Source organism: Vibrio ulleungensis (assembly GCF_016900875.1).
Classification (GTDB): Bacteria; Pseudomonadota; Gammaproteobacteria; order Enterobacterales; family Vibrionaceae; genus Vibrio; species Vibrio ulleungensis.
Map to the genome: position 1 here is coordinate 1 of NZ_JAFEUM010000016.1, position 21168 is coordinate 21168.

General features: G+C 45.9%; 16 protein-coding genes. 9 read left to right on the forward strand and 7 right to left on the reverse strand.

Annotation, left to right across the window (positions count from 1 at the left end; all coding sequences use genetic code 11):
* Positions 1 to 90: IS3 family transposase (locus tag JQC93_RS20070; protein WP_205158803.1), on the forward strand; the 90-nt coding region annotated here is incomplete at its 5' end.
* Between the two features lie 75 nt (positions 91 to 165).
* Here the strand turns inward: JQC93_RS20070 and JQC93_RS20075 are convergent.
* Positions 166 to 924 carry a hypothetical protein gene (locus JQC93_RS20075; protein ID WP_205160093.1) on the reverse strand — a complete coding sequence of 253 codons (759 nt, stop codon included), beginning with the start codon at positions 922 to 924 and terminating at the stop codon, positions 166 to 168.
* A gap of 315 nt (positions 925 to 1239) precedes the next feature.
* Between JQC93_RS20075 and JQC93_RS20080 the strand changes: the two genes are divergently transcribed.
* Both JQC93_RS20080 and JQC93_RS20085 read left to right on the forward strand, forming a co-directional pair.
* Positions 1240 to 2763: a M20 family peptidase gene (locus tag JQC93_RS20080; protein WP_205160094.1), complete on the forward strand. Its 1524-nt coding sequence runs from the start codon at positions 1240 to 1242 to the stop codon at positions 2761 to 2763.
* Positions 2764 to 2876: 113 nt separating this feature from the next.
* The gene (locus JQC93_RS20085; RefSeq protein ID WP_205160095.1) at positions 2877 to 3491 is read left to right on the forward strand and encodes a DUF3299 domain-containing protein; all 615 of its coding nucleotides are present in this window, start codon (positions 2877 to 2879) and stop codon (positions 3489 to 3491) included.
* Between the two features lie 83 nt (positions 3492 to 3574).
* On the opposite strand, the gene JQC93_RS20090 is transcribed toward JQC93_RS20085, so the two are convergent.
* The 6 genes from JQC93_RS20090 to JQC93_RS20115 all read right to left on the reverse strand — a co-directional run bounded on the left by JQC93_RS20090 (position 3575) and on the right by JQC93_RS20115 (position 11414).
* Positions 3575 to 5845, reverse strand: a complete 2271-nt coding sequence (locus JQC93_RS20090; protein WP_205160096.1) for an endo-1,4-beta-xylanase — start codon at positions 5843 to 5845, stop codon at positions 3575 to 3577.
* A gap of 180 nt (positions 5846 to 6025) precedes the next feature.
* Entirely contained in the window at positions 6026 to 6919 is an 894-nt protein-coding gene (locus tag JQC93_RS20095; protein WP_236009695.1) for a carbohydrate ABC transporter permease, read from the reverse strand.
* Positions 6916 to 7905 carry a carbohydrate ABC transporter permease gene (locus JQC93_RS20100; protein WP_084885052.1) on the reverse strand — a complete coding sequence of 330 codons (990 nt, stop codon included), beginning with the start codon at positions 7903 to 7905 and terminating at the stop codon, positions 6916 to 6918. The genes JQC93_RS20095 and JQC93_RS20100 overlap by 4 nt, the downstream gene beginning before the upstream one ends.
* Positions 7906 to 7960: 55 nt before the next feature.
* Positions 7961 to 9211: an ABC transporter substrate-binding protein gene (locus tag JQC93_RS20105; protein ID WP_205160097.1), complete on the reverse strand. Its 1251-nt coding sequence runs from the start codon at positions 9209 to 9211 to the stop codon at positions 7961 to 7963.
* 11 nt (positions 9212 to 9222) lie between these two features.
* A complete protein-coding gene (locus tag JQC93_RS20110; protein ID WP_205160098.1) occupies positions 9223 to 10269 on the reverse strand; it encodes an ABC transporter ATP-binding protein in 1047 nt (348 codons plus the stop codon).
* Between the two features lie 68 nt (positions 10270 to 10337).
* Positions 10338 to 11414 carry an ABC transporter ATP-binding protein gene (locus JQC93_RS20115; protein WP_205160099.1) on the reverse strand — a complete coding sequence of 359 codons (1077 nt, stop codon included), beginning with the start codon at positions 11412 to 11414 and terminating at the stop codon, positions 10338 to 10340.
* 551 nt (positions 11415 to 11965) lie between these two features.
* Here JQC93_RS20115 and xylA point away from each other — a divergent pair.
* From xylA to JQC93_RS20145, 6 genes are all read left to right on the forward strand, one after another.
* A complete protein-coding gene (gene xylA, locus JQC93_RS20120) occupies positions 11966 to 13285 on the forward strand; it encodes a xylose isomerase (protein ID WP_205160100.1) in 1320 nt (439 codons plus the stop codon).
* Positions 13286 to 13628: 343 nt separating this feature from the next.
* On the forward strand, positions 13629 to 15245 hold the full coding sequence (locus tag JQC93_RS20125) for a glycoside hydrolase family 43 protein (RefSeq protein ID WP_205160101.1): 1617 nt from the start codon (positions 13629 to 13631) through the stop codon (positions 15243 to 15245).
* Positions 15246 to 15286: 41 nt separating this feature from the next.
* Positions 15287 to 16357, forward strand: coding sequence for a glycoside hydrolase family 43 protein (locus JQC93_RS20130; RefSeq protein WP_205160102.1), 1071 nt, complete (start codon positions 15287 to 15289; stop codon positions 16355 to 16357).
* A gap of 176 nt (positions 16358 to 16533) precedes the next feature.
* On the forward strand, positions 16534 to 17484 hold the full coding sequence (gene tal, locus JQC93_RS20135) for a transaldolase (protein WP_205160105.1): 951 nt from the start codon (positions 16534 to 16536) through the stop codon (positions 17482 to 17484).
* Between the two features lie 132 nt (positions 17485 to 17616).
* The gene (gene tkt, locus JQC93_RS20140; RefSeq protein WP_205160103.1) at positions 17617 to 19611 is read left to right on the forward strand and encodes a transketolase; all 1995 of its coding nucleotides are present in this window, start codon (positions 17617 to 17619) and stop codon (positions 19609 to 19611) included.
* Between the two features lie 363 nt (positions 19612 to 19974).
* A complete protein-coding gene (locus JQC93_RS20145; protein WP_205160104.1) occupies positions 19975 to 20952 on the forward strand; it encodes a serine hydrolase domain-containing protein in 978 nt (325 codons plus the stop codon).
* Positions 20953 to 21168: the final 216 nt, after the last annotated feature.

The window sequence follows — 21168 nt, forward strand, 5'->3', positions numbered from 1 at the left end:
ATCGAGTACTACAACACAAAACGCATCAAGGTGAAACTAAAAGGCCTGACTCCGATGGAATATCGAAATCAGGCCTTACAAGCCGCTTAACAGAAATGTCCAACTTTAAGGGGTCACTTCAAAAACGCAGGCTTTTTCGATGATATTGCTCGTCTAACTGAGTAATTAGAAGTACACCTTGTAGTTAAACCATACTTTCGTCTCATCAATATCGAGTTGGCGGCTGTCAGAAGTCATCTCACCATAAGTGTTTTCTAGTTTAACCTGACCCCAACGCGTATGGTCGGAGCTCAATGGTGTCGCAGCCATCAATGTTGTTTTTACGGTTGAAGATTCAATGTCACCACTCAAATACGTGAATTCTGGATAAGCGGCCAAAAATGTGCCGTCTTGTCCTGTTTTCCATACTGCGTAACCTGCAGCCATACCACCGACAAGGCTGTTGTCGGTGATATTAAACTGAGCCAGTGATTCATCTGAAAACTCACCGGTTAATGCGCCAACGCGACCAAAAAAGGTCAGTGAATCGATAGGGGTTTTAAAAATCGAAATCGCTCCTAGCGCTGCAGTTGTTGCCATGCTGTTGTCAATGATATCCAGTGACACCGCAACCCTTGGGGTAACCGCACTATCAATGCTAAATACGTGAAAATACTGCATGCGGCTATCACTGTATTTGCCCTCTTTATCCATAGTACCTTCAAGTGACACCATCGATTCCATGCCATTTCCCAAATTGTAGGACAGCGAACCCGACGCTTTTAGATCGCCATTGTTACTGGCTCCCACATAAAACGTTGAATACGCACGAGTCATATCTGAAGCATCAAGCTCCTCGTCTGTTGTGTTATCTACTGCGTATGCGTTGGCGATTAGAGCGGTGCTAATGAGTGTTGCGAGTGCTGCTTTGTTAATGTTTTTCATTGTTAATGTTTCCACATGTTGTTTCGAATGCGGCAACTTTAAGAGGAAATCAACAGACAACCCAATCTCATTTGAATGATTAAACCCATCAAGTAAAAACTCGAGTTTCACCGATTTTGTTTAACGACTATAACGAACTAGCGATTATCACTGCCACCCTGCTGTTGATTACAATTTGGCCCACATTGGCTGCAACGGGCAATTTGAAGGGTTTGGTCATTCAAAACGGATTGGTTAAGAGCGAAATTGTTGACAATAATAGCGTCAATCACATCGAAACGACACATTACGTTTTAACCAATTCGAGGAAAATTGATGATAGAACCATCCAAATTAGTGACTGCTATTGCATCAACACTAGCGCTTTCAGCTAGCGTTTCTGTACTCGCAAGCGATCAACAAGAATTTAACTCAATGCAAATGCAAGGTGTTGAACAAATCCACGTTGACGTCGACCTAGAAGGCGCAACGCAACGCCTATCTCAAGCGGTTCAATTTCCAACAATTTCGAATCAAGATCGCAGTGACTTTGATGAACAGGCGTTTAAAAATTACCACGCCTTTATTGAAAGCTCTTACCCGCTGGTTCATAAACACCTTAAACGAGAAGAAGTGGGTGACCCGCGACCATTTAGTTTGATTTATACATGGGAAGGAAAAAACCCAGACTTGGCACCTGCTGTTTTTATGGCTCACCAAGACGTTGTTCCTATTGCTGAAGAATCACGCGACCAATGGTTAGAAGAACCCTTCGCTGGCACAATCAAAGATGGTTACATTTGGGGCCGCGGTGTTTTAGATGACAAAAACCAAATACACGCCATTTTAGAAGCCACTGAAATGAAACTTGCACAAGGATTCCAACCTGAAAGAACTATCCTGTTTGTATTTGGTCACGATGAAGAAGTTGGCGGTCCAGAAGGTGCAAAGCATGCCGCTGACATTCTTGAGCAGCGTTACGACGAGATTGCCTTTGTCATTGACGAGTCAGCGCCACTGGTCCCTGGTATCTTCCCTGGCATTCGCGAAAACACGGCCCTCATCGGTATTGCTCAAAAAGGCTTTATTAGCCTCGAAATTGCCATTAATGGTATTGGTGGCCACTCTTCTCAGCCTCCAGAAGAAACCAACATAGTGGCACTAGCAAAAGCGGTCGAACAAGTAGAAGCAGCGCAATTCCCATACAAAATCCATGACGCAGTTCGTTACCAATACCGCTACATGGGCCCTGAGCTGCCAGAAGATCAGCAACCAATGTACAAGGCAGTGGCCTATGGTGACAACGACACCGTGACCGATCTGGAGCAGAAATTCATAGAAGTGATGTCTCAAAACCAAGTGACTCGTGCCATGCTGCACACCACAACGGCGGTGACGATGTTTAATGCAGGGATCAAAGATAACGTTTTGCCACCTGCGGCTACCGCCGTGGTTAACTTCCGACCAATGCCAGGGGACACACCAGAGGTGATCATCGAGCATGTTAAAAATGCGATTAACGATGACCGTATCACAGTGCGTGATATCTCAGCGTCAACACCCGCTACAAATGTCGCAGACCCAGCAGGTGAAGGCTTTAGCATTTTGGAGAAGAGCATTCGTCAAACTTGGGGTAATGACCTAATTGTGTCGCCGTTTTTCGTTATCGGCGGCTCTGATTCAAAACACTTCCAAGCACGTGATTTTGCTCCAGATGTATACACCATCACTGGAATTCAGCTAGAAAACGTTAAAGAGTTTGAAGGTTTCCATGGGGTGAACGAGCGCATATTGGTTGAAGAGTATGGTCGTTCAATCGGCTTCTTCTATACCCTTATCGACAACTTAGAAAACCTATAATTCACCCTTAAATCACCTGGCAAAGTGGCTAAGTTTCTTAGCCACTTACCTGCACCTATCGTGCGTTCATGCATGCCATCATATAATCTGCTCTTAGCTCACAGGATACTACGATGAGACTACTACTCTGTTTGTTTACCGCATTGACCTCTACCTTTTCGTTTGCCCAGCAAACCATCACTTGGGAGTCACTGCGTCCGCAGCAAACTCAATACCAAACGATCTCACCAAGCGATAAAGCGTTAATTGCAGAAATTTACGTTTACAGTACCGCGAAACAGAGTCGCACCTTAAGTCCTATGGAATTACGAGGTTACCAACAACGCCTAGAATTGGCTGAAAGTCGAGGTCTGAACGTGGATGAATTGCTCACACAAAGAGCGGCAGGACAACAGCAGGCCAATAGTGTGATTGCAGATCTCAATGTCGACGACATGAAATTAGCAGGCTATTTGGTGCCACTAGAAATGTCCGGTCTTGTGGGGACGCAATTTATTCTAGTGCCTACTGCTGGAGCTTGTATTCACACTCCGCCTCCTCCAATGAACCAAACCATATTGGTTGATTTTCCTGAAGGGTACGAGTTGCAAAGTCTCTATACCGCGGTGTGGGTGAAAGGCGATATAAAGGCAGGGACTGTAGATATGTCGGTTGCACTATCCGATGGTAATCAAACCGTGCAAAGTGGATATGTTGTCTCGGCCGATGAGATTGAAGTCTATCAATAACTGATCACCAGCCAGAGTCCTAGAGTAGTGCAGTCGCCCTACCTAGCACTCACATTTAGTGTAGGTAAGGCGATGGTGAGTGATTACTCTGCAACCAATTTGGTTAACTCCTCTCCCAAATAGGCGATATTGCTACCCGGCACAGGATACAACTGCGCACTTCGTCCTTGGCCATCGTCATTATCTGCCAACGCGATATTCCACCGAATGGCTTCGCCTGAGTTCACTGGTGTATCTAACTCGATGCCAAAGAACAGCTGCGACCCATCTGCACTCCACTCTGCAAAATATCCACCAGCGTAATGCACCGATTCAAAGTCTTGCCCAACGACAGTTCTAAACTGCGTCATGGTGTTGTCACCGCGCTGAACAAACACTTCCACATTATCGTTTTGGTAGCTTTGCTCCATGTTCGTGACGGTTTTATCATCGTTGCGGTTTACCACACCATAGAGCCAGTTTTGGTGATAGCCTACTTGCCAGCTTCCCGAAACATCGCTTTGACTAGGCGGCGACATATCCGCTTGATTGAGCTGATTAAAGGCGAACGAATAGTGATAGCCTTGATCCCATGCGGAGTCGGCCGCACCCGATGGCATGTCGTTAAGACGACTCATCTTAAATGGAGCTGGCGCCGAAACAGGTGACGACGCGACGACCGCATTTTGGCCATTCATAAACAGCTCACCAAACTCTTCCCCTTGCCACCCTATATTTGTGCCTGTTAATGGGTAAAGCTGCGCATGACGTCCACCAGACTCGGTGTTTTTGTCGTTATCCGACAGCGCTATATTAAAGCCAATGGTTTCGCCCACTAAATCTTGTACGCCATCAAACTCGATCACAAAATCAAACTGAGTACCATCACGGTTCCATTCGCCTTTTGCCTTGCCAGGAAAGCCCAACGGTGCGAAATCTTGCCCTACCACTGCGCGAAATTGCCAAAACCCACCACCAACGCGAATGAACACCTCAACGTTGTCGTTTTCCCACGCTTGTGAATGATCGACAACGGTTTTGTTGTCTTTTCGCAGCACTCGACCAATCAACTTGTTGTTGTGATAACCCACCGCCCATTTACCTTCGGTCGTCGTTGACGCAGGCAGTTGCTGCTGTTTACCGCCAAGTTGATTATAAGCAAATGGGTAGTACACCACTTCTTGCTGGTTAAACTTCGCACTACTTAATGGTTTAGCATTGAACGGTTGAACAAATCGACCGACTTTAGATAGGTCGGTAGCCGGTTCATAGCCAAAGTTACCTGTCGCTGCGTCGAGCAGTACATTGCTGACTGCGGCATACGCAGGTTTAGGTTGATAATCGGTATCAAACATTAACGCACGACCATAGCCTGTAAACCAACTTGGGATCCATGAATACTGATCGCTGACGCCCCATGTAGTGATCATGTCGACTTCTGGATAGAACGCTGCCAATTTTGCAAGCATCTCGTAACGGTTCGCTTGGTCGAGTAATGCCGAGTCTCCATTCCCATCACGAATTCGAACGTCAATTTCAGTGAAGTGAGTATCTAAACCTAGCTCGGACAAGCGCTCAATATTTCGAGCAATGGACACATCGCTTATCTGGTGCTCAACGGTTAAATGAAGCTGGGTGCCTACACCATGAATCGGCACTCCTTTGTCGAGCAGCTTTTTCATATGACGGTACACAGCATTGGATTTTGCGGTCATGCCTTCAGTGGAGTAATCGTTATAAAACAGTACTGCATCAGGATCCGCTTCATGGGCCCAACGAAACGCCATTTCTATGTAGTCATCGCCAAGCGTTTCATACCATAAAGTGTTTCTAAATCCACCTTGGTCATCAAAGGCTTCATTAACCACATCCCAGTACATCACTCGGCCTTTGTAGTGACCCACTACCGTCTTGATGTGGTTTTCTAGTACGGCAGCAAGCTCGTCTTTGCTCCACGACGTGTTCTCTAACCACTCAGGGTTTTGAATATGCCAAACTAGTGCGTGGCCTTTCACTACCATGTCGTTTTGTTCAGCAAACTCAACCAATTTATCGGACGCTATGAAATCAAACTGTCCACGCTGCGGCTGCACGTACTTAAACTTCATCTCGTTTTCAGGTGTGAGCTGAGAGAACTCACGAACAAAAGTGTCACGAAATTGCTGATTGTCTAAATGTCGAGTTTCTAGCGCCGCACCGACAGAAAGATTAATCATGTCGCCAAGCTGTCTTAACGGTAAATCAGAGCGGATCACAACATCTAACGGCTCGTTGTTTGCCGCGGAAGCGGAGGGAGAATCATCGGTGGTCGTACAGCCTGTCACAAGGGCTGTGGCCATCACCGCAGTCAGGCTGGACAGTAGAGTTTTATTCATTTCACATCCTTATATTTTTATTATTTAGTTGACGAACAATATTTATTAAAAGCGAAGTGATAACAATGGGTCTATTTGGTAATGAAATTATGACTTTTGATAAATTAATAGAATTGTGAGTTGGGCGTTTTCTAAAGATAAAAAAATCCCGCAATCAATATTGCGGGATATTAATTAACATTAACCTTTAACGGCTCCGGATGTTAATCCGTCTATCAATCTTCTAGAGGCCATAATAAATAGGATCAGCAGTGGCAGTACGGCAATCGCAGCACCCATGGAGACTGCGCCCCACGGTACCTGTCCTGTCCCTTGAAGAGCACGTAGCGCAAGCGGTATGGTGAACTTTTTCATGTCGCTCATGACCACCAACGGCCCCATAAAGTTGTTCCAAGTACCAATGAAGGTAATCAGCCCAAGCGTACCAAACGCTGGTAGAATCAGTGGCACGATTACGCGGTAATAGATTTTGAATTCTCGACACCCATCCATTCGCGCCGCTTCCACGAGCTCTTTAGGAATCGAGCTTGAAATGAACTGACGCATCATGAATATCCCCATTGCACCACACGCTGCCGGTACAATTAGCGCTTTAGGATCATTCATCCAACCGATGGTCGACATGATCATTGCAGTAGGGATCATACCTAAAAACGGAGGCAGCAACATGGTTGCCATAATCCCAACAAAGAGCAGGTTCTTGTACTTAAAGTCAAACATCGCAAACGCGTAGCCGGCTAACGAACAGAACAAAAGGTTCAGCGCAGTCACCACGATGGCAATGTATAAACTGAGTGCCAAGTTATTCCAAAAGTATGGCAGAAATTCTAATAGGGTTTTAAAGTTCTCGACCAAATACTCACCAATAAATATTGGTGGCGGCACCGACAAAATACCGGTATTGGAGTGAGAGGAAAATATAAACATGAAATAAAACGGTGCGAGCATAATAACTGCGCCTAGCGCAACAATAATGTAAGCAATTAATTTATCTTTCTGGATCATTTTTTTCTTTTTAGGCGTTGCGGTCACCGAGTCGTTTTCAATGACACTGGTATTGGTTACGTTGCTCATTGGTTGTCTCCCCCCAGCAATTTGTTGTTCACCCAGGTCAACCCAGCGATGATCATAAACAGTATCCACGAGATGGCCGACGCGGTACCAAAATCACTTTCAACAAAGGCAGTAATGTACATATGCATCGCAGCTGTTTTACCCGCTTGGTCGATACCACCTGTACCACCGGTAATAATGAACGGTTCTTCAAACAGTTGTAGGTTACCAATGATGGTGAGTGTCACTGCAAAGAAGGCCATTGGTTTTAGCATTGGCAGTGTGATATACCAAAACTGCTTGTATCGGCTTGCGCCATCAATAGTGGCCGCTTCGTAAATATCCTTTGGAATGGTTTGTAGAGCCGAGAGGTAAAGCACGGTATTCCAGCCCACAAAACGCCAAAACACCACAAACGAAATCATATCTTTGGTATAAGCCGGTCGACTCCAATCAATGTTTTCGGTTGGGAATAACCATGCAAGCACTTTGGCATCACCAATTTGGAAGTTACCCAGTGAGGTAAGCACTTGGTTAATCATGCCAAAATCACGAGAAAATAGCGTAGTGAAGACAAGCGAGATCGCCACAGTCGATGTGATGTATGGGACAAAGTAGATCCCAATAACCGTATTGCGCATCTTGCTAAAACTAGTGTGAATAAAAAACGCCAGCGGTAGAGCCACAGCATGTTGTGGAATACCCGATTTAAGCGCTATGACAAAGGTGTTGTAAATAGACTTTTGAAACCATTCATCTTCTAGTGCGAAGACGTAGTTTTCTATACCGACCCACTCCATCGCAGCAAGTCCTGCTGCTGGCTCCCAATAATGGAAAGAAAGATAGAGCGAAAACAGCAATGGGAATAATCCAAACACTCCAAAAATTAGAAAAAACGGACTCACAAAGAGATAAGGGGCAATTTTATTGCCTTTACGAAGCCAAAAATTACCTTTTCGCTGGTTTGATGGCTTGCGTGTATTTGAGGGGACGGTAATTGAACTCATTTTCGACTCTCGACTGTCAAAGTCGGGTTAGGGTTGCCCCTAACCCGTTTTCGGATTAACGACGACGTGCGCGACGTTTGATTTGCTTCTCTGCATCGGCCAACGTGGCATCGATGTCTGCGCCGTTTTCTAGTACTTTCTCTAGAGAATCAGCCACTACCTGACGAGCAACTTCGTCGTAACGATCTACGGGTACGGCAGGGATGTTTTCAGAGGCAGTACGCCAGCCTAGACGAGCTTTTTGCCCGCCAAGGTACGCAAGCTCTTCATTGAAGAAGGCGTCATCGTGGGTTTCAACAAGCGCTGGGAAAGCGTTGATCTCTTTAAAACCCATGATCTGAACTTCGTTAGACGTTGCCATGAACTCGATAAACTTCCACGCAGCTTCTTTGTTGTCGGCTTTTTTAGGTATGCTGTAGAACGAGCCACCCCAACTTGCAAACGAACCGTTTGGCAGTTGAGTCGTACGCCACTTTCCACCATCGTCCGGTGCGATCCAATCTTGTAAGTGTCCGCCTAACCATGCGCCCATCATTTGTGACGCGATGGTGCCGCGGCGTAACCCTTCAGACCATTCGTTTGACCATGCACCGATTTCTGCATCAATGCCTGCATCACGCGCTTGTTTCGCCAAACGGAACGCTTCTTTAAATCGAGGTGAGTTCACCAAAATGTTGTGTTCAGTATCAAAGTAGACACCTTCACCTTGCTTAAGATCCGAACGGATGTAAATATCGAGAATGTCTTGTGCATTGGCCAGCATGTAGTTGCCGGTTTTCTCTTTAACTTTAACGCCTGCTTCAATGAACGAGTCCCAGTCTTTTAATAGATCTTCTTCAGTCACACCTGCGGCTTCAAGTATGTCGGCGCGGTAGAATGTAGCACCAGGGCCGATATCGGCAGGAACGCCAGATAACACACCTTTTGAGCTTGTACCTTGCTGTACAGAGTAAGGCACTAAACGATCGGTGAACTTGCCAGCGCCGTACTGTGGCGCGTTAAGATCTTCCAAACCACCGGATTCGACAAAGCGGCCAGTATAGGCGTATTCGATACCCATAACGTCTGGCAAGTTTGCGCCCGTCGCCAGAGCGGTTGTCATTGCATTGTGGTGATCAGAGTAAGCCAGCGTGACTAAGTTAACTTTGATGTCTGGGTACTTGGCCTCAAACATAGGGATGGCTTTTTCTGCGACTTGGTTAAAGTTTGGGAACGAAGCGACAGTAATTTCCGTTTGTGCCATCGCTTGTCCTGCAAACAAAGTTGCAATAGACAAAGAGAGTAAGCTGAGTTTCGAGTTTTTCATTTTACGTCCTTTTATTGTAGGGTCACGTTGTTGTTGCTGTCGAAGTAATGCACTCTGCTCTTATCAAAGAACAGGCTGATTGCACCGACAGGCTTATCTTCGGTATAAGGGATTTCTACCAATACCTTTTTGCTTCTAAATAAACAGTTAAGATGGATCACCGAACCTAATACCTCAGTTCCAGTAACTTCCACCACCATTTCACAGCGATGAATAGGGTTTACACCGTCTGCATTTAGAGAAAACATTTGCGGTCTAATGCCTACAGCAGAGATCTCTTTATCCAAAGTGTGCTCTGGGAAGCAGCTTTTAATTTCGCTGGTTAAGGTGTCGAACATATTGATTTCGGGAGTGCCAATAAATCGCGCCACAAATTCTGTTTTTGGCTGCTCGAAGATCTCTTTTGGCGTGCCCACTTGCTCAATCACACCGCCGTTTAAAATCACGATTTTGTCGGCAAGCGTCATCGCTTCAACTTGGTCGTGGGTGACGTAAATCACCGTGGTTTCGACACGTTGATGCAAGGCACGAATTTCGCGGCGCATCTGCCCACGTAACTTGGCATCGAGGTTAGATAGAGGTTCGTCAAATAAGAACACTTCTGGCGTTCTTACCATCGCGCGTCCCATAGCCACTCGCTGTCTTTGACCACCAGAAAGATCTTTGGGTTTGCGTTCAAGTAACGGAGTTAACTCAAGAATTTCAGCCACTTCCGCAACCATTTTTTTACGCTCTGCCTTTTTCACCTTGGTGTTTTCTAGGCTAAAACCGATGTTCTCTGCCACAGTCATGTGTGGATAAAGCGCGTAGCTTTGAAATACCATTGCGATATTGCGCTCGATCGGATGAAGATCGTTCACCATTTCGTCGTCGATGAATATTTCACCACCGCTGATTTCTTCTAGACCAGCAAGCATGCGCAAGGTCGTCGATTTACCACAGCCAGACGGCCCCAGTAACACGACAAACTCACCATGCTCCACTTCCAAATTGATGTTTTTAACGACTTCCGTCTTGCCATAGCTTTTTTGAAGATTGCTAAATACTACCGATGCCACTGTCGCCACCTTTTGTTGTTGCAGGTGCCAAAGCCAATCCAACGCTTTGACACGAAAAAAGTTAAGTTCTAAAGAGTTTCGCCTTGCTCATCGAATAGATGGATTCGGCGTTGATCGATGTAAAAAGTCATCATCTTGCCCGCTTCAACGTCTTGATCTGAACTGGTTTCAATAACAACTTGAGTCTTACCAACATGCGCATTTATCTGAATGGTTGTCCCTAGTAGCTCTGTATCTTCGACAAACAATTCAATCGAGACTGCGCCGTTAAATTTGTGCAAATGGATGTCGCTAGGTCTGATGCCTACAGTCCCCGTACAAGCTGTTAACACCTGGTGATCTGTCGCCGATATAGACAACGTATTTTGCTCAAAACTGGCTTCTACAATGCCGTCATCACACTGTATATGAGCCGGAATTTGGTTCATGGTTGGGCTACCAATAAACCCTGCAACAAACTTATTGGCGGGCTGATGGTAGATCTCTTCAGGTGTACCCACCTGCTCGATGATCCCATCGCGAAGGATCACTACCTTGTCGGCGAGCGTCATCGCTTCAATCTGATCGTGGGTTACATAAACGGTGGTTTTCTTGTGTTTTCGATGCAGCTCTTTAATTTCGTGCCGCATAACATTTCGCAGCTTTGCATCTAGGTTGGAGAGCGGCTCATCAAACAAGAAGACTTCGGGTGTGCGAACCATCGCTCGGCCCATTGCCACACGCTGACGCTGTCCACCGGATAACGCTCTTGGTTTGCGCTCGAGTAATGGGGTAAGTTGCAACATGTCTGAAACGCGGCGGACTTCATCATTAATTTCTTGCTTTGATTTGCCAGCCATTTTGAGTGAAAAACCGATGTTATCGAACACGGTCATATGCGGATATAACGCATAGCTTTGAAATACCATGGCGATATTGCGATCTTTTGGATTAACTTGGTTAACCACCTCTCCATTAATTCTGATTTCACCGTTAGAGATCTCCTCCAAACCGGAAAGCATACGTAGCGTGGTCGACTTGCCGCAGCCCGATGGCCCAAGAAAAACCACAAACTCACCGTCTTTAATATCCAGATTAAAATCTTTAACGATATGCGCATTACCTGGGTAGATTTTGTCTACGTTTCTAAACTCTACAGTTGCCATGTCTCACCTTGTCGATAAATACTGTTCGCTGTGTACCGCTTTATAATTCGTTGCTTTTCGTTTGTGCTCAATTATGTTTTTTGTCTACTCTTTTCATAGATTTATTGATTGAGAAACAGATCACGTTGATGCAATTAAATTGGCGTAACTACACGAATCAAGCTCACAATTATTCATTTCTATATAGATCTTTTGTTTTTAGACTTAATAGATATCAATGCTGATTTAAATGTATAAATCTATTCGCCTCTGCCTTTCATACATAAGGCTAATTACTAATTAAAAAATTAAAATTACGTAATGTGTTTTGCTTTTTATGAATTTTTCTTTGCGTGAGCAAGATCTCCCAAATCAAACACAAAACCTTCAAAAACAATGAGTTAGCAACACATCCAAGTGAGAGACCTAGATGATTCGGCTTATTTTTGAGAGTTGGCGCACATTAAATAAATAGTGGTAATTTACTGTGAAATTTCATAATTGCTGAGTGAGAGATTTCGGTTAATTATCAATAGCGACCGAAACTTAACCTAAACTTGGAATATTCACTCATGACTGAATTCTTCAAAAACATCTCAAAAATCCAATTTGAAGGCAGTGAGTCTTCAAATCCACTTGCATTTAAACATTACGATCCAGAGCGCGTTATTCTTGGTAAATCCATGAAGGAGCATTTACGTTTTGCTGCTTGTTACTGGCATAACTTCCGCTGGGCTGGTGCCGACATCTTCGGTGATGGCACGTTTGATCACGAGTGGCTTAAAGTGAGTGACCCGAAAGAGGCTTACCTTGTTAAAGCAAACGCAGCATTCGAATTTTTCGAAAAGCTGAATGTGCCTTACTACTGCTTCCACGACACCGATGTTGCTCACGAAGGTAACTCTCTTAAAGAGTACGTAAACAACTTTGCACAGATGGTTGACGTTCTCGAGCGAAAGCAAGAAGAAACAGGCGTTAAGCTACTGTGGGGTACAGCAAACGCATTCTCTAACCCACGTTACATGGCTGGTGCATCTACCAACCCAAATCCAGAAGTGTTTGCGTATGCCGCAACTCAAGTCTTCAATGCAATGGGTGCAACCAAGCGTCTTGGCGGTGAAAACTACGTACTGTGGGGTGGTCGTGAAGGCTACGAAACATTGCTCAATACAGACCTACGTCAAGAGCGCGAACAACTTGGCCGTTTCTTACGCATGGTTGTTGAGCACAAACACAAAATCGGTTTTAACGGTTCTATTTTGATCGAGCCTAAGCCACAAGAGCCAACGAAGCACCAATACGACTACGACACCGCCACGGTGTATGGTTTCTTGAAGCAGTTTGGCTTAGAAAACGAAGTCAAAGTCAACATTGAGGCTAACCACGCGACGCTTGCAGGTCATAGTTTCCACCACGAAGTGGCTACCGCAACCTCTCTAGGGATCTTTGGCTCTATCGATGCCAACCGTGGTGACGCACAGCTAGGCTGGGATACTGACCAGTTCCCGAACAGCGTTGAAGAGAACACGTTGGTTGTGTACGAAATCTTGAAAGCAGGTGGTTTCACCACTGGCGGCTTTAACTTTGATGCACGCGTACGTCGTCCATCAACCGATTTGGCTGATTTCTTCCACGGCCACATTGGCGGAATGGATACGATGGCATTGTCACTGATCCGCGCGGCAGAAATGATTGAAAACGACGTACTATCTAAGAACATCGCACAGCGCTACGCCGGCTGGAACGAAGACTTAGGTAAGAAAATCTTGGCCGGTGATATGAACCTAGAGCAAGTGGCAAACTTTGCACTGGATAACAACCTGTCACCAAAACCAGTTTCTGGTCGTCAAGAAGCACTAGAAAACATCGTTAACGGCTTTATTTATAAATAAGCTGTGATGTCACCCAAGTCATTAGTGCCTATTTTTGTCCATGATGAATCCTCATACAGGCAAAAGTAGGCTCTTTTATAGCAGCAATGGCTTGGGTTTACGTAGGGGCTGCTTTCAGGGCAAGGTCGTAAGCAATTATTGATCGCAATAGTGTATGCGATTGGAGCAAGCGCTCCCTGTAATAGTAAATGGCATGGACGCCGTGCCTGAGCCATCAGGGATGATTTCACGGCGACTTGCGGAAATCGTATGCACTATTGTGCGGTTATGCACACTATTGCTCTGAGTTTTTTCCTTTTGTTCCATAGTTGCCATTAGGCGTTCAATCTATATAGAGAGTGTTATGTCAAAGGTTATTACTAATCCTGTCATTCGTGGTTTTAATCCCGATCCATCCATCGTACGCGTTGGAGATGATTACTACATCGCCACCTCGACCTTTGAATGGTTTCCGGGCGTGCAACTGCACCACTCTAAAGATTTGGTCCACTGGCGTTTAATCGGACATGCCTTAACACGTACCCCCCAACTATGTATGACAGGTATGGACAACTCAGAGGGCGTGTATGCTCCCGCCCTCACTTTTTCTGACAAAAAATTTTGGCTCTGTTTTTCCAATGTGCACTCTTGCCGTGGTGGGACCTGGATGGCGACTCCGTCATTTTTGGTTACCGCAGACAACATTGAAGGTCCCTGGAGCGATCCAGTGTCTATTGGAAACTATGGCTTTGATCCGTCACTCTTTCACGATGATGACGGCAAGAAATACGTTCTCAATATGATGTGGGACGGCCGTGCAAACACCAATTTCTTTGGCGGCATCATGCTTCAGGAGTTTGATCCAAAAACAAATGCTCTTGTAGGCAAAGCGCACAATATCTTTGCGGGCACAGAACTCGGTTGCACCGAAGGCCCTCAAATGTTGAAAAAAGGCGGATACTACTATTTGATCACGGCCGAAGGTGGCACAGAAAGAAACCACGCCGTCACCGTTGCGCGATCAAAAGACATTCTAGGCCCCTACGAGGTTCACCCAGACAACCCAATATTAACCTCACGATTTCAAGAAGGTGCACCATTACAACGTGCAGGACACGGCTTTTTAGTCGAGACGCAAGACCAAGAATGGTATCTCAGTCACCTGTGTGGACGCCCTGTCCCCAATCCTGAGGGCTATCAGTATATGCCAAGCTATGACAACGCCTATTCGGTACTAGGGCGAGAGTCAGCGCTTCAAAAAGCACATTGGCAGGATGGTTGGCCCTATGTCACTACAGGCAAAGTGCCTTTGGTTGAGGTTGAAGCCCCTAACCTACCTGCTGCGCCTTGGCCACAGCAGCCTGACACTGATCATTTTGAAACGAGTACGCTCAACCTTCACTTTCAAACACTTCGCGAACCGATGACCGACGATTGGGGCAGCTTAATTGAGCGGCCAGGGCATTTGCGACTAAAAGGTCGCCACTATTTAGCCTCTCGTTATCAAAACAGTTTAGTGGCGCGACGCATTCAATCGCACTATGCGCGCATTGAAACCTCGATGGAATTTTCTCCTTCTGTTCCCATGCAAATGGCTGGATTAGTCGCCTATTACTCACGCAATGGCCACTACTTCCTGAAGCAGAGCGCCAATAATCAAGGTGAATCAATACTGCAGGTAGTGGGAAATATTAATGATCAATACCGAGAGTATAGTGAGGAAATAGTTGTTGAAGGCAACGCCACCGTGCACCTGCGTTTGGATCTGGATAAGCAGTGGTATCAGTTTTCTTATTCCCTCGATGGACAAAGCTGGATAGCCATTGGACCACCATTAAATAGCACTTACTTGTCTGACGAAGGCGGGCCCGATATTTTCCGTTTTACAGGCCCATTTGCTGCTCTATTTGCGTGTGATTTAACGGGGCAAAACCTACACGCCGATTTTGATTATTTTCGTTACGTCGAACCGAAACAATAACCTTTGCACGAATTCAACTTAGCCATTTTAGAGAGTATTTCATGACACAATCTTCTGTTACCCAAGAGCCTGTCGATTCTACCGAGCAAAACGTGAGCGACGCAGAGCGCGTCGTTGCACAAGATCTTGCACGAGCAAGTTCGCTCAAGCCATTGTCTGAGCCTCTGGTCAAACACATGTATACCGCCGACCCGTCTGCCCACGTATTTGATGGAAAGATCTATATCTATCCGTCTCACGATATTGAAACCGCTCAACCTCTTAATGACAGTGGCGATCACTTCGATATGCGCGATTACCATGTGTTTTCAATGGAGCAGCCTTTTGGTGAGACTACAGATCACGGGCCTGCGCTTGATGTGAAGAACGTCCCTTGGGCCGAGAGACAAATGTGGGCACCCGATGCTGCGCAAAAAGACGGCAAATACTACCTTTACTTTCCCGCTAAAAACGCAATAGATGTTTTCTACATCGGTGCTGCGGTTTCTGATTCGCCGTACGGTCCATTTGTTGCCGAGGAAACGCACATCGAAGGAACGTTCAGTATTGATCCTGCCGTATTTGAAGACGACGATGGCAGCTACTACCTCTACTTCGGAGGCATCTGGGGCGGACAACTACAAAATTGGCGTAATGGTGAGTTTGGTGAAGACGTTTACCCAAATGATGAAGAGCCTGCGCTGCTTCCACAAATGGCAAAATTGGCGGACAACATGACGGATCTTGCAGAGCCCGTAAAAGAAGTTCAAATCCTTGATGAACAGGGCAACTTGCTACTCACCAAAGATACTGAGCGACGTTATTTTGAAGGTCCATGGATGCACAAGCACAATGGGTTGTATTATTTCTCGTACTCAACCGGTGATACACACAAAATTGTATACGCAACCAGTGCCTCACCCTACGGACCCTTTACCTATCGCGGTGTCATACTCGAACCTGTGTTAGGCTGGACTACCCACCACTCGGTCGTGGAGTTCGAAGATAAGTGGTACCTGTTTTACCATGACAGCTCGTTATCTGGCGGACTAACACATTTACGCAGTATTAAGATGGCCGAACTCACTCACAACGATGACGGTACCATTAATACTATCAAACCTTATTTGTAATTGTATTTCTGCATAAAACACCACTTTATTTAAGTGGTGTTTTTATATTATCTGTAATTATTTATCATATTAAAAAAACAGAATATAAAAACAATCTTTCATAATTGAAGCCAAATAATATTCTCATATTATATTCATAGGATTCCAATTAATTGCTGATTTCAGATAAAAGGAAAATCATGAATACTCTTGAACAGTTACGCCAGTTCACCACCGTTGTTGCCGACACGGGTGACATAGAAGCGATAAAACAGTATCAGCCTGAAGATGCTACAACCAATCCCTCTCTGATTTTGAATGCCGCCAAACTCGACAACTACCAACCATTGATCACGAACGCCGTTGAGTACGCTAAAAAGAGGCACACTCAACCGTCTGAGCAAGTGGAAGCGGCTTGCGATTATTTAGCCGTACGAATTGGCTGCGAAATTTTAAACACCATACCTGGCAGGATTTCGACAGAAGTTGACGCTAGATTGTCCTATGACACCAACGCAAGCATTGCCAAAGCCCGTCACATTATTTCGCTTTACCAAGAGCAAGGCATTGGTAAAGAACGAATCTTAATCAAACTTGCCGCCACTTGGGAAGGCATCCGCGCCGCAGAAGTGCTAGAAAAGGAAGGCATTAACTGTAATTTGACGCTGCTGTTTTCGTTTGCACAAGCGCGCGCGTGTGCTGAAGCCGGCGTTTACCTGATCTCTCCTTTTGTTGGCCGGATCATGGACTGGTACAAAGCTAAAGAAAATCGTGACTTCGAAGCCTCTGAAGACCCTGGCGTGCTTTCTGTGAGTACTATTTATCGCTATTACAAGTCACATGGCTATAACACTGTGGTGATGGGTGCCAGTTTTAGAAACACCGGTGAAGTGCTAGAGCTTGCAGGGTGTGATCGGTTGACGATAAGCCCCGCCCTACTGCAACAACTAGAGCAAAGCTCGGTCGTTGTTGAGGCCAAATTAACCAGTGAGCAACCTGCCCAACAAGCGGTTGAGCCACTGACACACGCGCAATTTTTGTGGGATCACCATCAAGACCCAATGGCGGTGGAAAAACTGGCTGAAGGCATTCGAAATTTCGCCATCGACCAAGGCAAGCTTGAAACCATGATTGAGGCGCGACTGTAATACAACGAGTAACGCTAAAGCCACTTACTAGTGACTCAATTCAAACAAGATAAATAATATCTACCGACGCAATTTTCTAACCCGTTAATTACTTCGGTTGGTATATTCCAAACCACTTTCGTGAGATTTGATATGGATCGTAAAACTCTAGCCAACGCCATTCGCGCTTTAAGCATGGACGGCGTACAACAAGCACAATCTGGCCACCCTGGTGCACCCATGGGGATGGCCGATATTGCCGAGGTTCTTTGGCGAAACCACCTAAATCACAGCCCAAGCAATCCAGAATGGGCAAACCGAGATCGTTTTGTGCTCTCTAATGGACACGGATCTATGCTGATCTATTCGCTGCTTCACCTCAGCGGTTACGATCTCACAAAGGACGATTTAAAGCAGTTTCGTCAGCTGCACTCTAAGACACCAGGCCACCCAGAATACGGCTACACCGCTGGCGTAGAAACGACCACAGGCCCACTGGGACAAGGCATCGCTAATGCAGTGGGTATGGCCATTGCTGAGAAAACCCTAGCAGCACAGTTTAACCAAAAGCACCATCCCATTGTGGATCACTACACTTACGCATTTATGGGTGACGGATGTCTGATGGAAGGCATTTCCCACGAAGTATGTTCAATGGCTGGGACATTAAAGCTAGGTAAATTGGTCGCGTTTTGGGACGACAATGGCATTTCCATTGATGGCGAAGTGGATGGTTGGTTTAGCGACGACACGCCAAAACGTTTTGAAGCCTATGGCTGGCAAGTGATCCCCAATGTCGATGGGCACGATCCTGTTGCTATCGATCGAGCGATTAACCAGGCAAAAGCTGATACGACTCGCCCTACCCTAATTTGTACCAAAACCATTATCGGGTTTGGTTCACCCAATAAATCGGGCAGTCACGACTGTCACGGTGCCCCTTTAGGCGAGGCAGAAATAGCCGCCACAAGACAACAACTCAACTGGGAGCATGAGGCGTTTGAAATTCCGCAGCAGGTATACGCACACTGGGATGCGAAAGAAGCGGGCGCGGCTAAAGAAGCAGCGTGGAACGAAAAATTTGCAGCGTATGCTGCCGACTATCCTGACCTTGCAAGGGAATTATCACGACGACTCGACGGCGAACTGCCTGAACAGTGGGATGAGCTCACTCGCGAGATAATCGCCCAATTACAAGCAAACCCAGCCAATATTGCCTCTCGCAAAGCCTCGCAAAACGCGCTTGAGGCGTTTGGTATGTTGCTGCCAGAAATGCTCGGGGGCTCAGCGGATCTCGCTCCGTCTAACTTAACCATGTGGTCGGGTTCAAAAGCCATAGAGTCGGATGATGCAAGCGGCAACTACCTTCATTACGGGGTGCGCGAATTTGGCATGACGGCCATCATTAACGGTATCGCATTGCATGGTGGCTTTATCCCGTACGGCGCAACGTTCTTAATGTTTATGGAATACGCTCGAAACGCCATGCGAATGGCTGCGCTCATGAAGATTCAAAATATTCAAGTCTACACCCATGACTCCATCGGCTTAGGTGAAGACGGCCCGACTCACCAACCGGTGGAGCAAATTGCATCACTGCGTTTGACCCCAAACATGAGCACATGGCGTCCATGTGACCAAGTCGAATCGGCTGTCGCTTGGAAACTCGCTATAGAGCGCAAAACCGCGCCCACATCTCTTATTTTCTCGCGCCAAAACCTTGCACAGCAACCAAGAGATGCCGCGCAATTGGCCAATATTGAGCGTGGTGGATACGTATTGCTAGACTGTGAAGGCACACCTGAGCTCATCCTAATTGCGACAGGCTCAGAGGTCGAGATTGCTACCGATTCCTCAGCGCGATTAACTAAAGAGGGAGTTAAGGTTAGAGTCGTTTCGATGCCTTCAACCGACGCCTTTGATGCCCAAACAGCCGAATACAAAGAGTCTGTATTACCCGCTGCCGTGACTCGAAGAATTGCGATTGAAGCGGCTATTTCTGATTATTGGTTCAAATACGTGGGACTGCAAGGCGATATCGTTGGCATGAACAGTTTTGGCGAGTCAGCCCCAGCGGGTGAATTGTATAAACTGTTTAATATCACTGCAGATAATGTAGTCGAAAAAGCGAAAGTACTTTTAACTTAACGGGTGCTAATAAATCATCGCCAACTGCAAGAATGCATTAAAGTTTGTCACTAATCCTCTGTCAGATCACTTGGCAGAGGTTTTGTGAACCGACTATAGCTCATGCGCCCTTAACCCAAACCGTGTCAACGAAACTCAATCTCTTATGCCACTGTCAGGTAGATTACCTTAAAAGAGAATTAACATTTGGTGTTCACAGTCCATTCAGTTCAAAAATATTTCAATAGCAGATTACATTTTCAAATTTTTGTGACCGAACCCCTTGGAATTAAAATGATCATATTGGCTTCTTCTTTTGACTTTTCATTTTTAAAATATTTTGAGTAGTCTTCGACCTCATTAGTAGCGGAATGAGGAACCAAAATGCACGACATAAATGAGTCGATAAAACAACTGATCAGCACCCAATATCCAAATATTAAAGGACTGATAGCCACCCGACATGGCGAGGTGGCACTAGAATATTTCGCCTCTGGCTTTTCCAACCAAACGTCGATACATATTTCCTCTGTAACCAAAAGTATTATCTCGATGCTGTTTGGTGTGGCGCTTGAGCAAGGACATATCAAAAACGTTGAACAGCGGGTCTTAGACTTTTTTCCTGACTACTCATTGAAACGTGGAGAGAAAACACTGCCGCATCTTCGGCTCAAAGACCTACTAAGCATGACTGCTCCATACAAGTTTAGAAGTGAGCCATATACGCGTGTCTACTCGAGCTACGATTGGACATTAGCTTCTCTTGATCTTCTTGGAGGCAAAGGGGAAATTGGGCTGTTTAAGTATACTACACCCGCGTTGCACGTCTTATCAGGGGTGTTAAGCAACGCAACAGGGCAAAAGGTGGCAGACTACGCAAATCATCAGCTATTTGCACCGCTTGGGATCGATCCTGTAAAGAACATCACCCTAAGCGATCGGCAGCAGCATCTTGAGTTTACGCGAGGTACAACGGAGCGTGGTTGGGTTGCAGACCCTTGTGGTGTTAATGCAGCTGGTTGGGGGCTTGTGTTAAGCACCCTTGACCTAATTAAGCTAGCCAACCTTTACCTTGCCAACGGGCTTTGGGATGGGCAGCGCTTGCTGTCGAGTTCGTGGATACAGCAAAGCACTTCGGAGCAGAGTCGCAGTGGCGAGCGTCGATACGGCTATCTGTGGTGGTTGATGCCTCATATGTCTAATAATTGCTATTGCGCGCTGGGTGATGGGGGCAACGCCCTGTTTGTATCGCCAAACGATGGTGTGGTGGTAGCAATCACATCGCACTTTATGCCGCGACCAAAAAACAGAGTGACGCTGTTCACGGAGCACCTATTGCCTATGCTCGTATCCAAGAGCTAATTCTTTGAGGTTTAGAATCTCGCTATCAACTAGATTGAAAACAAGCTTTGCACAAAAAGTCTGAGTTTGGCTTTTCTTTAGGTAAAACACTTTTGCCCCAATATATGGTACGTCCCGTTATTGCAAGTAGATAACCAGATAACGAGCTGATTTGCGCTAATATATTCAGAGTCTTAATTGAGACCTAAAGGCTCAGCTCTACGATGAGGTTCGCGC